Below are 14797 nucleotides of genomic sequence, written 5' to 3'. Positions count from 1 at the left end.
AAATAAAAAACCCCGTCTGGATTCCAGACAGGGTTTTGCGATTAAGCTATATCAAGTTTATTTAACTTCTTCAAAGTCAACATCAGTTACTTCACCATCTTGCGATGCATTTGATGATTCACCGTTTCCACCTTGTGTTCCGGCATCAGGTCCCGGTTGTGCACCTTCTTGTGCTTGTGCATTGTACATTTCCTGAGAAGCTGCCTGGAAAACTTGGTTGAGTTCTGCTGTCGCAGCATCAATAGCAGCTAGATCCTGTGCTTTGTGCGCTTCTTTCAGCTTGTTTAAAGCAGCCTCAATAGGTCCTTTTTTATCCGCTGGAAGTTTGTCGCCAAACTCTTTTAGTTGTTTTTCCGTTTGAAAAATCAAGCTATCAGCCTGGTTCATTTTATCAACCTTTTCTTTTGCTGCTTTGTCAGCATCTGCATTTGCAGCTGCTTCATCTTTCATTCGTTTAATTTCGTCATCGCTCAAGCCTGATGATGCTTCAATTCGAATAGATTGAGACTTGCCAGTTGCTTTGTCTTTCGCATGAACATGGAGGATACCATTTGCATCAATGTCGAAAGAAACTTCAACTTGAGGCACACCGCGTGGTGCTGGTGGAATTCCATCCAAGTGGAAACGACCAATTGTTTTGTTTCCAGCAGCCATCGGACGCTCTCCTTGTAATACATGAATTTCAACCGAAGGCTGATTGTCTGCAGCAGTTGTGAACGTTTCAGATTTTTTCGTTGGAATAGTAGTGTTTGATTCAATTAATTTTGTCATTACACCACCCATTGTTTCAATACCCAATGATAATGGAGTCACATCAAGAAGTAGTACATCTTTCACTTCACCAGTTAAAACACCCCCTTGGATAGCAGCTCCAACCGCAACAACTTCATCTGGATTTACACCTTTTGATGGAGCTTTCCCAAAGAACTGTTGAACTTTTTCCTGGATTGCAGGAATACGTGTTGATCCACCCACTAAAATCACTTCATCAATGTCTGAAGAGGTCATGCCAGCATTTTTTAATGCTTTTTTACAAGGCTCCATGGTTGCATTGATAAGACTGTCTGCCAATTGTTCAAATTTTGAACGGGTCAATGTTTTTACCAAGTGTTTTGGTATGCCATCGACAGGCATAATATATGGTAGGTTGATCTCAGTTTGTGTAGAACTTGATAATTCTATTTTTGCTTTTTCAGCAGCTTCTTTCAAACGTTGTAAGGCCATTGGATCTTTTTTCAAATCAACGCCTTCATCTTTTTTGAATTCACCTGCAAGCCAGTCAATAATTACCTGGTCAAAGTCGTCTCCCCCAAGGTGTGTATCACCATCAGTTGATTTTACCTCAAATACTCCATCACCTAATTCAAGGATTGAAATATCGAAAGTACCACCACCTAAATCGAATACTGCAATTTTAATGTCCCTGTCCATTTTGTCAAGGCCATATGCCAATGAAGCAGCAGTAGGTTCATTGATGATTCTGCGAACTTGTAAACCTGCAATTTCTCCAGCTTCTTTTGTAGCCTGACGTTGAGAATCATTAAAGTAAGCAGGTACCGTAATTACGGCTTCAGTTACTTCCTGTCCCAAATAGTCTTCAGCAGTTTTCTTCATTTTTTGAAGAACCATGGCTGAAATTTCCTGTGGAGAATATTTTCTATCATCAATCTGAACTCGTGGAGTGTTGTTTTCTCCCTGAATTACCTGATATGGCACCCGATTCACTTCTTTAGTGACATTGGCAAAACTTTCTCCCATAAATCTCTTAATAGAAGAGACTGTTTTTTGTGGATTCGTAATTGCCTGACGCTTTGCTGGATCACCAATCTTACGTTCACCATTTTCAATAAATGCAACAATTGAAGGAGTTGTACGTTTACCTTCGCTGTTGGGAATTACAACAGGCTCGCTACCTTCCATAACGGCCACACATGAGTTTGTTGTTCCTAAATCAATTCCAATAATTTTTCCCATCGTATCTTAATTTTTGAATTATTTCAAATAAACTGTAACCGTACTTTCAATCATTATGCCAGAAGAAAAAAATAGGAAAGAGGTGAAATATTGACACAAGTAAGCTTTTATTGATTTATGTGATGACAGAATTGGTGACAAAAAGACATATGCCATGGATGCTAGTTTCATGCAGGACTAAAAAAATAATGTCAGAAGTAGTTTCATAAAAAGTTACTTACTTTGTAAAAAAATAAGAAGAAGGTTATGTCAGTACATAAAGAGATTCGAAAAGTGACTACCCATGTTCTTTCAGAAATGAAGTTGAAGGGTGAAAAAATATCGATGTTGACCAGCTATGATTACAGCATGGCTAAATTGGTTGATGAAGCTGGAATTGATGTTATATTAGTCGGTGATTCGGCTTCCAATGTAATGATGGGAAATGAGACAACCTTGCCAATTACTCTTGACCAAATGATTTATATGGGTACTTCTGTTGTTAAAGCTGCCAAACGTGCATTGGTGGTTGTTGACATGCCTTTTGGTACTTATCAGGGAAATAGCAAGGAAGCATTAAATTCTGCTATTCGAATTATGAAAGAAACAGCTGCAGATGCTGTCAAGCTTGAAGGTGGGAAAGAAGTGCTGGAATCAGTTGAGCGAATCCTGTCAGCAGGGATACCAATTATGGGACATTTGGGATTGATGCCACAATCCATTCATAAATATGGTACTTACACGGTGCGTGCAAAACAAGAGGAGGAAGCAGCAAAATTAATTGAAGATGCAAAGTTGCTTGAAGAAGCCGGATGCTTTGGAATCGTTCTGGAAAAAATTCCTGCTTCACTTGGAGAGCAAGTAGCCGAAGCCGTAAAGATCCCGATTATTGGCATTGGAGCTGGTAGCGGAGTTGACGGGCAGGTGCTGGTTATTCACGATATGTTGGGGATCACACAGGAATTTTCACCTCGTTTCCTACGTCGATACCACAATCTGGCTGCAGAAATTAAGGGTGCTGTTGGGACTTACATTGATGATGTCAAGTCATTGAGTTTTCCAAATGAACGGGAACAATATTAATAAGCCTTATATATAACAAGTATGGTTTGACATTTCCGGCAAATTTGTTATTTCAAAATACCGGAGTGTTCAATTCTTAAAATTTTACAAAGAAAAGGGAAATGCAAATAATTTACGAAGACAATCATATAATTGCAGTTAATAAGGCTTGTGGCGAAATCGTGCAAGGGGATAAAACTGGCGACATTACATTAATTGACAAGGTGAAAGCCTACGTCAAGAATAAGTATAATAAACCTGGTGATGTATATCTGGGATCTCCTCATCGCCTGGATCGTCCAACAAGTGGGGTGATTATATTTGCCCGTACAAGTAAAGCACTTACAAGGTTAAATGAAATGTTTCAGGACAAGGATGCTATCAAGAAAACATACTGGGCTGTTGTTGATGTGTTGCCTGAAGATGAAGAAGGTACCCTGGAGCATTATTTGTGGAAGGATGAGGGTAAGAATAAAAGTTTTGCCTCTCCGAAACCCAAAAAAGGTGCTCGTTTTTGCAGTTTGACATATAGACATCGTGCTAGTTTGAATCGTTTTCATTTGCTGGAAGTCGAGTTGCACACAGGCCGTCATCATCAAATAAGGGTTCAGCTTTCCAAGATGGGCTGTCACATCAAAGGTGATTTAAAGTATGGTGCTGCCAGAAGTAATGAAAATGGAGGAATTCACTTGCATGCCAGAAAATTGGAATTCATTCATCCGGTAAAAAAGGAACCAATTAAAATTGTGGCTGCTCCACCAAAGGGCGATCCAATTTGGGATGATCTTATCAAGATAAAGGAACTGAAAGAGTCCTAATCAAATTTTCATTAAATACTTTTTAAATCTAGGGAGCTAAAACTTAAGGGTAGCAGGTCGTTTGTGCTATTTAATACGTGAATTTTGCGCGATCCGTCCAAGATTATTTTGATAGGATGCTGGTAGCGATTTTCAGTTTCCACCAATACTTGTCTGCAGGCACCACAAGGCGAAATTGCTTTTGTTGTTGGTTTGCTTCCATTGATCGCTGATATCGCAATCGTTTTCACTTTGCTATCGGGGAATTGAGAATTTGCGTAAAACAAGGCGACCCGCTCTGCGCATAATCCAGATGGGGAAGCTGCGTTCTCCTGATTATTACCGGAAATGATTTTTCCGTTTTCAAGTAATATGGAAGCACCTACTTTAAACTTTGAATAAGGAGCATAAGCGTCATTGGCAATTTCTCTGGCAGCTTTTACCAAAACTTGATCTTCCGGAGTTAATTCTGAAAGGTTTTCGAATTCTAATATAATAATCTTGATTTCCTTCGTTTTCATGATATGAAGTTTCTGCCTTTTCAAAAGTACGGTTTTTAGTTAAAAATATTTTTGATCGTAAGAATGTTTATTTTGTGTTAGCATAATTTCGCTCAATACTTAATGGATGAAAGAGGCTTTTTTTATTTTTGCTAAAATTTTGATTTTATGTTGAAGAAATTGTGGGCCATTCTGGCTATTTTTATACTTTCCTATAATAGTTTTGCGCAACGGATTATTTCCCGTGAAGATTATATTCAGACATACAGTGGACTGGCTGTTAGTGAGATGCTGAGAAGTGGTGTTCCGGCGAGTATCACCCTGGCTCAGGGATGTTTGGAATCGAATAATGGGAATAGTATGCTGAGTGTAAAATCAAACAATCATTTTGGCATTAAATGCAAAAGTACCTGGAATGGGAAACGGGTTTATCATGATGATGATCGCAAAAATGAGTGTTTTCGTCATTATAATACGGTGGAGGATTCATATATCGATCATTCCAATTTTTTGATGGCCAATCCACGTTATGGTAGTTTGTTTGAACTCGACTTATTGGATTATAAGGGATGGGCTCGTGGCCTTAAAAAAGCTGGATACGCCACAGCTTCCCACTATGCGGATCAATTGATCAAGATTATTGAGGAGCACAAGCTGTATTTGTTTGATCAAGGTATTGATAAGGCGCAGCTAGCGGCTGTTAACAGGATGAGACTGCAGGGAGAAAATGATGGAACTGCTTTAATAAATCCTTATCTGACACGGAAAGTTGTATTAAGAAATGGATTAAAGTCGATTGTTGTAAAGCCGGGTGATACTTTTGAGAAATTAGCTCAGGAGTTTGATCTCAAAACCTGGGAAGTGTACACGTACAATGATTATTCAAAAAACTATCGACCAAAGGAAAATGAGATTTTATATCTCGAACCCAAAATGAGAAAAGCGGATAAAAAGCATTTAACTCATCGATTCGAATCTGATGATACAATGCATTTTATAGCTCAGCGATATGGTATCAAGTTGAGTCCATTGTATAAGCGCAACCGAATGAAGCCAGGAGAAAAACCTCAGGTTGGAACAATCATATATTTGCGCAAGAAAAAGCCACGTAACTAGGCTTTGACCTGGACTAGTAGGAGAACGATTTCCAATCGTGTAACTTTAGATCTTTTATGCTGGTTTTTGCTTGAAATACTCGATGTTTCCGGGTTGTGCTTTTTCCCGAACCTTTTCAACTAGTGCAATTCTTTCAGATTCATTTAGCTTTACAAATCTTTTTGCCATTTCAATCTTTTCTGTCATAAACTCAGCATTTTCAGCACCCGTGATTATTGTGCTTACAGGCAATGACCAAACATAGAATAACGCTTCTTCAATGCTAATGTAGTTTGGAATTATAGGATCATCGGTATTCCAATTTGATCTTTCTTTTTTAGCGAAGAAACGGCCATCAGCTAATGTTTTCATCGCTAGCAGCCCAATGTTTCTATTTAATAATTCAGGCATAACGTTTTGCTGAAAACTAAAATAGGACTGATCCAGCACGTTTACCGGCATTTGAACCGTTTCGATTGGGTCATTCTCTTTGGTTAACTCAAGCATTCTTTTATGCGCAAATGGGTTTTGGTGACCGGTAAACCCAATGTGTTTCACTTTGCCACTCTCTTTTGCTTTGATAAGAACGTCCAATACTTTTTCGTTCATGCGGCTATCCACATCCTCAGGTGTAAATAATGAATGCATTTGCCAAAGATCCAAGTAATCCGTTTTCATTCTGCGTAAAGAGTCGTCCAAATGCTTCTCGGCATCTTTCGCAGTTTTTGCCTGCGTTTTTGTCATCAAAAAGATTAGATCTCTATAGTTTGACGTTAGATACTTGCCATATCTTTCTTCACTGATGGCCGGGCCATATTGCTCTGCAGTATCAAAAAAGCGGACACCTCCGGCAAGTGCTGTTTCAATTACTTGCTGGGCGTCTTTCTCGGTTGTCCATCCAATATGGTAACCTCCGACACCTAACATGGTGACATATTTTCCGGTTTTTCCCAGTTTGCGAAGAGGTAATATTTCCCCTAATCGGTCACGATTTGGATTTTGGGCATTTAGTACGGTAGGAACTGATAAGGCGGCAGTCATAGCTGCCATGGTTTTGATAAAATCTCGTCTGTGTGTCATTGCAGTTGGCTTTTTGTCAATTGTTTATACAATTGTTGCCACACATTTGTTCACAGGTAATGCTTTCCTGTTTCAGGTTATTCAATTCCTATTTATCCCAATGTTTTTAGTGATTGATATATTTTAAGGCTGCTTCAAGATCCTCAGGTGTATCGATACCAATGCTTTCAAATTCAGTTGTCGCCGTTTTTATCTTGTATCCATTTTCTAACCAGCGCAATTGCTCCAACGATTCAGCCAATTCAAGCTTTGATGTGGAAAGTTTTGTAATTTCCTGCAAAACTTCTGATCGATATGCATACATGCCTAAGTGTGAGTAGAAAGTGTGGTGTTTTCTCCATTCTGCATTCTCTTTTCCACGAATAAATGGGATAGTTGACCGGCTAAAAAGCAAGGCATATTCGTTATCATCAATCACTACTTTGGGGCGATTCGGATTGAATAAAACTTCATCTGATTCCACCTTCTTGATCAAGGTTGCAATTTCCGTGTTTTTATCCTCAAAACAGAGTTTCAGACTTTCGATTTGTTCTGATCTCACAAATGGCTCATCTCCTTGAATGTTGACGATCACATCAAAATCTATATTTTGCGAAAGTTCTTTTGCAGCTTCTGCGCAGCGATCCGTCCCACTTTGGTGATTCTTGCCTGTCATGATGACATTTCCTCCAAAGCTTTTTACATGATCATAGATACGGGTATCATCCGTCGCTACCCAAACATCTGAAATTACACTCAAAGTATTTTCGTAAACATGCTGTATGATTGTTTTATTTGCTAGCTGTGCAAGAGGTTTGCCAGGGAACCTGGTGGATGCATATCTGGCTGGTATTATGCCGATGAACTTCATATTCGAGAGTAATTGTTTTGAATGAGAAACCTTGTTAGAATTTTTTAAAATAGTACTTACTATTTATAAATTCCTTATTCTTTTTTACAAAAGAACAAATAATTCATAAAAATTGATTTATTAATTCACAAACAGTTTATACTGATAATTTATTTTTAGCTACTTTAGTGGCTGATTTAGAGAAAAAGAGATGGTTGAATATAAAACGTGCATTTTGTTCAAATATTCTTTGAGAATATTTGAAAATGAGATGCATTAGTGCTAATTTGTATTTGCTTTTGTATTTTAACGATAGATTGATCTTTTTTTGATTGAAGGTGTTTTACTTATTCTATTAAGAATTTAAGATGCTTTGACATAAGAACTGGTTTTATTAAAATGGTTGAGAATAATCAAAAGTTTTTCAGCAATTTTAAAATAATTAATATTCCATGAAAAAGATAATTGTTGCAGAAGATAACAAATTGATCCTTGAAACCATTAATCATAAACTCCAAAAGGATGGATATGATGTAATTAAGGTTTTAAATGGTAAAGATTGTTTGGAATATTTGCAAGATAATGACGTCGATTTGTTGATTACGGATTTGTATATGCCATTTGTTAATGGGCATGAGGTAATCAACACGGTAAGAAATGAATGGAACAAGAATACTCCAATCCTTGTTTTGTCTGCTGATGGTGCTGAGGATACTGTATTGAAGGCGTTTGAACTAGGTGCTGATGATTATGTTGTTAAGCCGTTTAGTTTGAGTGAATTGACAATACGTATCAGAAAATTGTTATCTACATGAAAAAGGGACAAGTATTAAAAAACTTTATACTATTAAGCCTTATTTTTTTTCTGTCCTCTCATCTGTTTGCGCAGGAATATTTAAATGCAGATTCGTTGTTTCTTGCTGCGCATGAGAAAGCAGTTGATGGACAATATCAGGAAGCCATAGAAATGGCTGATCAGGTCCTAGATAAATTCCCAGATTATACCGATGTTATTCTATTTAAAGCTAGAACACTTGCTTGGGACAAACAATATGATTTAGCGATAAAAGAAATATCAGATTTATTGGAGAAAGAACCTGAAAATTTGAATGCCAATATTTCACTGTGTGAGTTTTATCTTTGGGCAAGTGAATATAAACCTGCTGTTGAAGCTGCTAATAAGGCTCTCAATCTTTTCCCATACAACGAAGATCTTTTGGTCAAAAAAGCTCAGGCAGAACTGGAACTTGAGAATTACGAGGAGACTTCAAAAATTACCAATCTTATTAATGAAAGGTATCCCGGAAACCAGCAGGCTTCGGAAATTGAAGAAATGACCAAAATGCGTATGTGGAGGGATGAGTTACGCTTTGAACATTATTTTGATGGTTTTAATAAACCCTATGAACGTCGATGGCATATGAGTTCAGTTGGATATGGCCGAAAAACAAAAATAGGAACCTATTACGGGAAAGTGTATTTTGGTGACTTGGTCAATTCCGGGGAATCTCTTTATGGTTCAGATGTTTCAAAACAATTTTCATTAGAGTTTTATCCCAGGATAAACAGGAATAACTACATGTTTCTAAACTATAGTTATTCACCGGATAATTTATTTCCTAAGAATCGTGTCGGATTGGAATATTATCATGTATTTAAAAACAAGTTTGAAGCTTCAATTGGATACCGATACATGAGATTCGAAGATGACATTTCACCCGCAGTCAATATTAATATTTTCACCGGATCTTTAGCTAAATACATGGGGAATTGGTGGGTGTCTGCAAGACCTTATATAATTGATAACGGAGTTGATATTTCATATAAATATTCACTGGAAGTGCGAAAATATTTTAATCCGGAGGTTAGTTATTTAAAACTGTCCGGTGGGACAGGAACATCTCCAGAGAATCCCGCTTTTTATACTGGAGGTGCCCAGCGAGCCACTTTGGATTCCTGGAATTTATCTCTTGAGTGGAAGCAGCGTGTTGCAAAATCGTTGTCTTTTGAGCTGGAAACTGGATACGAGAATACTGAATACGAAAAAAATAAACGAAGAGATCAACTTATTTTGAGGGCGTCTCTGTCATTTTTATTTTAATGATAATAAGGCCTATATATGCGATTTTTTTCTTGGTAAGTACCTTTGCCGGTAACATTGTAACTTTGGCGAACGGTAGTGGTCCGGACGTCTTTGAAGTAAACTTGTCAGGAGAAAGTTTTGGAGATGAACTTTTTATTGATGACGGTTCTCTGCATATATTTGTTCCTGAACTGCAAAATAATGATGAGTTAAGTGGTCCGAGAAAATATTTAGAACGGAAAGCTCAAAGGTTACCACATAAAAATTTCTGGTTGCAAGCACAAGATTCTACCAAAGACAAGCTTGAAGAAATTGGGCAAAAAATCTTTGGTCCCAAGGCTGAGCCAATTTTTAATTATGTATTGGAAGTTATTTTTGATGTTCCGCTCCTTATTGTTCTTTCCATCCTGATTTTTGCTTTTGTTTTCAATGTGATTATTGTTGTAATTATCGTCTTTGTTTCAAATTTGGTTAAGAATACCAGGGAGAAATATAAAGCTGTTTTACGAGAGCGTTACGAGCAGATAGTTACGAATTATATTTTTGAAGAGATTGATGCTCTGGAGGCTATTGAGAAAATGGAGAAGGTGAAAACATCACTTGGCAGAAAAACATTGATTGAAATCTTGTTCAACTTTCAGAATAATCTGAGTGGCGAGTATAGTGAGCGAATATTGATGTTATATCAGCGTCTTGGATTGCAATATGAATCGATTAGGAAGATTTCTTCGATGTTTTTTCATAAACGAGTTTTGGGAATTCGGGAGCTAGCAAATATGTACCCTTCCGGTGCCAAAAATATTATTGTGCGGTATATTAAAGACAAAAATGATATTGTAAGGGGCGAAGCTCAAATTGCATATGTGTATCTTGATGAGGAAGCTTCGTTTGATTTCTTGGATAAATTGAAGCGACCATTTTCACTTTGGGCTCAACTTAATTCTTTGAATTTTGTAAAGCTACACGAGAAAGAAGTTCCATCGTTTGATCAGTGGATTCATTCCCCCAATAATGACATTCAGGATTTTTCAATTCGAATGATTAATTATTTTCAGCAATCAGAGAATGCTCCACATTTAATAACCTTGTTGGATCATGAGAATGAAAGAACAAGATTATATGCTTATCAGGCTATCAATAGTTTGAGTTATCTGGAGGCAAAAGAAATTGTAAAAGGTAAATTTGAGGTTGAGAATAAACGGAATAAATTGGAAATTATCCGTTTGTTAGCAAATATTGGTGATGATAGTGATTTCGTTTTCTTTGATAATTTGTTGTTGACAGATGATATTGAGATTCGGCTAGCTGTATGTAAAACATTGCATGAATTGGGACCATCTGGTCGGAATCATTTAGAAGAGTTAAAGGAAAACAGCGAATTAGATTTAGAAAAATATATTGAGCATATAAAAGACCCTAGAAATTAATGGAAGTTGTAGGAAAAATAATATCGTTTTGGGTAGAGAATTTTATTCTATACTACGCTCTAAGTATATTTACAGTGTACTTATTTCTTGCCATTGTTTCTGCATTGGTATTGCGTAGATTTTATTTTTCCGGGGCAATTTCAAGTAGTACAGAAGTGCTTTCTTCGCCTTTTGCACCTACTATATCAATTTTAGCACCTGCTTATAATGAATCACTTAATATCGTTGAAAACGTTAAAGCTCTGCTTGCACTTTACTATACGAACTTTGAAGTTATCGTTATTAACGATGGCAGTAAGGATGATAGTTTGTTGAAGGTTGTTGAGGCTTTTGACCTGGAGAAAGTAACCTTTGTATTTAATGAGAAAATTAAATGTCAGGAAATACGGGGGATTTATAAATCAAGAAAGAAAGCGCATAATAATTTAACGATCATTGATAAGGCTAATGGAGGTAAAGCCGATGCCTTAAATGCTGGGTTGAATGTTGCAAAAGGTGAATATTTTATTTCCATTGATGTTGATTCAATCATTGATCCTTATGCTTTGCAGAAAATGGTAAAACCATTTTTGGAGCAGACCAAAGAGAAAGTGGTTGCTACTGGCGGAGTAATCAGAATTGCCAATTCCTGCGAGATTCAAGATGGACACTTGATTGACATCAGGCTTCCAGAAAAATTGTTACCATTGTTTCAGGTCCTTGAATATAACCGCGCGTTTTTACTTGGACGATTGGCGTGGAGTCGACTAAATGGATTGCTCATTATTTCGGGGGCACTTGGATTATTTGACAAGGAAATTGTAATTGCCTGTGGTGGATATCAGCGGTTTACCGTCGGTGAGGATATGGAGCTAGTGGTGAGAATGAGAAAATACATGGCTCAGCAAAAAGTAAAATATAAGGTTGAATACATTCCTGATCCCTTGTGTTGGACAGAAGCACCTGAGAATTTAAATATTCTTGGTCGGCAGCGTAATCGTTGGACACGAGGAACTATTGAAACATTATTTAGTCATTGGGATATTTTTCTACGGCCGAAATATGGCATGATGGGAATGTTGTCTCATCCATTTTGGGTGATTTTTGAATGGCTTGCACCGTTAATTGAAGTATTTGGGATTATTTACTTCATCATTATAGCGATTATGGGATTTGCAAATTGGCCCTACTTTTTTGTAATGCTGCTTTTTGTTTATTTCTTTTCTATTTCGTTTACTACTTATGCGATCTTGTTCGATCATGTTGCATTCCATAGGTATAAGAAGAAAAGAATGGTGCTTAGGCTATTAATGGCAGCATGGGTTGAGCCATTCATGTATCATCCTTTGGTATTATTTTGGTCCATTCGAGGAAATATTGATTATTTTATCCTGAAAAAAAGATCGTGGGGGAATATGTCTCGCGTTGGACTTAATAATTTGAAGAATAAATAGCTGCACAATTTTCCATTTGTACTTCGTGAAAAAGTTATAATTTGTTTGATATTTCATATCAGGCATCTAAAAACACAGTCAAGCTAGTCCGGAAGATATTAAAGAGTGTTAAAAGACACCCGAATACAGGCAGTACCGACGAGTTTATTTGTTTTAGTTCGGATTGATTTTACTTAAAATTATAACTTTGCAAAATTAAATGACGCAATAAGCATATGGATGTTCAGGAAATAAAACAACGCTTTGGTATTATTGGAAACTCTCCCGGTTTAAATCGGGCCATTGAAGTGGCTGTGCAGGTGGCACCAACTGATCTGACAGTGCTAATTACAGGTGAAAGTGGTACTGGTAAAGAATCATTTCCTCAAATTATACATCAGTTTTCGGCTCGTAAGCATGGGAAATATATTGCAGTAAACTGTGGTGCAATTCCTGAAGGAACCATTGATTCGGAGCTTTTTGGGCATGAGAAAGGAGCTTTTACCGGTGCGCTATCTGATCGTAAAGGATATTTTGAAGAGGCAGATGGTGGAACGATTTTTTTAGATGAAATTGGGGAATTACCATTGTCAACTCAAGTTCGTTTATTACGTGTGCTCGAGGCTGGTGAATTTATAAAAGTTGGCTCATCCAAGGTTTTAAAAACGAATGTGAGAGTTGTTACGGCAACGAATGTTGACTTGCCCATTGCTATTCAGGAAGGTAAGTTTCGTGAAGATTTATACTATCGATTAAATACAGTTCCAATTCGGGTTTTGCCTTTACGTGACCGTAAAGAAGATATTTATTTGCTATTCAGGAAGTTTGCAATGGATTTTGCAGAACGATATCGAATGCCTCCGGTACGCTTGGACGAAGAAGCACAGCTTGTATTGATGAATTTTTCATGGCCAGGTAATGTCCGTCAGTTAAAAAATATTACTGAACAAATTTCTGTCATCGAGCAGGAACGAGTTATTGGAGGAGATGTGATGCGTTCATATTTACCTGATTCAGGAAGTACCCATTTACCTGCACTTTACAAAGGAGTTGATCAGGAAACTTTTTCTACCGAACGGGAAATTTTATACAAAGTTTTGTTCGACATGAAGAAGGATATGACAGACCTGAAAAAGTTAGTGTTGGATTTGATGCACGAAGGAAATCAGCACCCAGACTTCCATTCAGAGAATGCTCAAATTATCCGTAAACTCTATCAGAAGGAAGAAGGTCATTATGTGCCAGAACAAGGGAATGTTCAGCCTGTTCAGTATGACCAGGTCGATCGATCGGAAGATATTCAGGATACAGAAGAATTTGTTGAAGAATCACTTTCTTTGGAAGATAAGGAAATAGAATTGATAAAAAAGGCCTTGGAGAAACACAAGGGGAAAAGAAAATATGCGGCGCAGGAACTCGGAATATCTGAGCGTACCTTGTACCGGAAAATCAAGGAGTATGACATACGCTAAATATTTAAGGTTCTTCTTATTAGTGGTACTGCTGACAACAGTAGGTAGTGGGATTTTTACCGCTTGTAAGATTAGTTATTCATTTACGGGAGCTTCAATTTCGCCGGATGTTAAAACGTTTACAGTATATTACATTCCCAATAGGGCGAGATTGGTAAATCCAAATTTGAGTCAACAACTGACAGAAGCGCTTCAAGATAAATTATTAAGACAAACATCTCTTGATCAATTAGAGGAAAGTGGAGATCTTGAATTCGAAGGACAAATTACGAACTATGATACTCGTCCAATGAATATCAAGGAAGGTGATTTGGCTGCTCAAACTCGATTGACTGTTACTGTAAAAGTTAAATACACCAACAATAAAAATCATGATGATGATTGGGAAAAATCATTCTCTGCTTATGAGGATTTTGACAGTAATCAGATTTTGAGTGATGTTGAAGACTCTTTAATGGAAGAAATTTTAGAGAAACTAACCGAAGACATATTTAACGCATCAATTGCAAACTGGTAACGGATGACCATCGAGTTTTCAAAATATCTAGCGTCACCAGACAGGTTAAATGAAGTAAGCTTGCCCGAATTGAAGAAAATGATCGAGCATTACCCATCATTCCAAACCGCTTGGATATTGCTACTGAAGAATTTGAAAAATTTGAATGATCCGGAATTTGACAATTATTTGAAGCAGGGAGCCATCCGGATTTCCGACAGGCGACAACTGTACAATCTATTATTTGAAGAAAAGGCACATGAAGATATGGATGATGTTTTGAATAAGGGATATTTGACATCTGCCACTTACCGTTTTGTTGATGAAAGTCAGAGAGAAGATGAATCATTAACAAGTTTAGTTCAATCTATTCAGGAGAAACGGGAAATAAAAACACAAGAAGATAAAATTGATAATGCTGAAAATAAGTTTGTTACGGAGACTCTTGCTAAAATATATGCAAAACAAGGACTATATAAAGAAGCAATTCTAGCCTATGAAAAATTAAGTTTGAAATATCCGGAAAAAAATACTTACTTTGCCGATCAGATTCAAGAACTCAAACAAATAACAGAAAAAAATAAAATTTAA

General features: G+C 37.1%; 14 protein-coding genes. 10 read left to right on the top strand and 4 right to left on the bottom strand.

The features are described from left to right. Positions 1-57: 57 nt before the first annotated feature. A complete protein-coding gene (gene dnaK, locus ACUNWD_RS07375) occupies positions 58-1974 on the bottom strand; it encodes a molecular chaperone DnaK (RefSeq protein ID WP_445587149.1) in 1917 nt (638 codons plus the stop codon). Positions 1975-2220: 246 nt separating this feature from the next. On the opposite strand from dnaK, the gene panB reads away from it, so the two are divergent. Next, positions 2221-3036 carry a 3-methyl-2-oxobutanoate hydroxymethyltransferase gene (gene panB, locus ACUNWD_RS07370; protein ID WP_445587148.1) on the top strand — a complete coding sequence of 272 codons (816 nt, stop codon included), beginning with the start codon at positions 2221-2223 and terminating at the stop codon, positions 3034-3036. A gap of 101 nt (positions 3037-3137) precedes the next feature. After that, a complete protein-coding gene (locus tag ACUNWD_RS07365) occupies positions 3138-3833 on the top strand; it encodes an RluA family pseudouridine synthase (protein WP_445587147.1) in 696 nt (231 codons plus the stop codon). Between the two features lie 11 nt (positions 3834-3844). Here ACUNWD_RS07365 and ACUNWD_RS07360 read toward each other — a convergent pair whose 3' ends face one another. Further along, complete coding sequence (locus tag ACUNWD_RS07360) at positions 3845-4333, bottom strand: cytidine deaminase (RefSeq protein WP_445587146.1); 489 nt, start codon at positions 4331-4333, stop codon at positions 3845-3847. 147 nt (positions 4334-4480) lie between these two features. Here ACUNWD_RS07360 and ACUNWD_RS07355 point away from each other — a divergent pair, with 147 nt between their 5' ends. Further along, positions 4481-5428, top strand: a complete 948-nt coding sequence (locus ACUNWD_RS07355; RefSeq protein ID WP_445587145.1) for a glucosaminidase domain-containing protein — start codon at positions 4481-4483, stop codon at positions 5426-5428. 54 nt (positions 5429-5482) lie between these two features. Here ACUNWD_RS07355 and ACUNWD_RS07350 read toward each other — a convergent pair whose 3' ends face one another. Then, the gene (locus tag ACUNWD_RS07350) at positions 5483-6487 is read right to left on the bottom strand and encodes an aldo/keto reductase (protein WP_445587144.1); all 1005 of its coding nucleotides are present in this window, start codon (positions 6485-6487) and stop codon (positions 5483-5485) included. 106 nt (positions 6488-6593) lie between these two features. Further along, on the bottom strand, positions 6594-7337 hold the full coding sequence (gene kdsB / locus ACUNWD_RS07345) for a 3-deoxy-manno-octulosonate cytidylyltransferase (RefSeq protein ID WP_445587143.1): 744 nt from the start codon (positions 7335-7337) through the stop codon (positions 6594-6596). 431 nt (positions 7338-7768) lie between these two features. Between kdsB and ACUNWD_RS07340 the strand changes: the two genes are divergently transcribed. From ACUNWD_RS07340 to ACUNWD_RS07310, 7 genes are all read left to right on the top strand, one after another. Then, complete coding sequence (locus ACUNWD_RS07340; protein WP_445587142.1) at positions 7769-8131, top strand: response regulator transcription factor; 363 nt, start codon at positions 7769-7771, stop codon at positions 8129-8131. Further along, positions 8128-9417, top strand: coding sequence for a YaiO family outer membrane beta-barrel protein (locus ACUNWD_RS07335; protein ID WP_445587141.1), 1290 nt, complete (start codon positions 8128-8130; stop codon positions 9415-9417). Before ACUNWD_RS07340 ends, ACUNWD_RS07335 begins: the two co-directional genes overlap by 4 nt. Continuing rightward, complete coding sequence (locus tag ACUNWD_RS07330; protein WP_445587140.1) at positions 9417-10826, top strand: HEAT repeat domain-containing protein; 1410 nt, start codon at positions 9417-9419, stop codon at positions 10824-10826. The genes ACUNWD_RS07335 and ACUNWD_RS07330 overlap by 1 nt, the downstream gene beginning before the upstream one ends. Further along, a complete protein-coding gene (locus ACUNWD_RS07325) occupies positions 10826-12259 on the top strand; it encodes a glycosyltransferase family 2 protein (protein ID WP_445587139.1) in 1434 nt (477 codons plus the stop codon). Before ACUNWD_RS07330 ends, ACUNWD_RS07325 begins: the two co-directional genes overlap by 1 nt. Before the next feature lie 215 nt (positions 12260-12474). After that, positions 12475-13710 (top strand): sigma-54 interaction domain-containing protein, encoded by a 1236-nt coding sequence (locus ACUNWD_RS07320; protein ID WP_445587138.1) that lies wholly within the window; start codon positions 12475-12477, stop codon positions 13708-13710. Then, positions 13697-14227, top strand: a complete 531-nt coding sequence (locus ACUNWD_RS07315) for an LptE family protein (RefSeq protein WP_445587137.1) — start codon at positions 13697-13699, stop codon at positions 14225-14227. The genes ACUNWD_RS07320 and ACUNWD_RS07315 overlap by 14 nt, the downstream gene beginning before the upstream one ends. 3 nt (positions 14228-14230) lie before the next feature. Next, a complete protein-coding gene (locus tag ACUNWD_RS07310) occupies positions 14231-14797 on the top strand; it encodes a hypothetical protein (protein ID WP_445587136.1) in 567 nt (188 codons plus the stop codon).

It is taken from the genome of Sunxiuqinia sp. A32 (assembly GCF_052690465.1).
The sequence above is the reverse complement of the archived record's forward strand: the minus strand, read 5'-3'. Positions and strand labels throughout refer to the sequence as shown.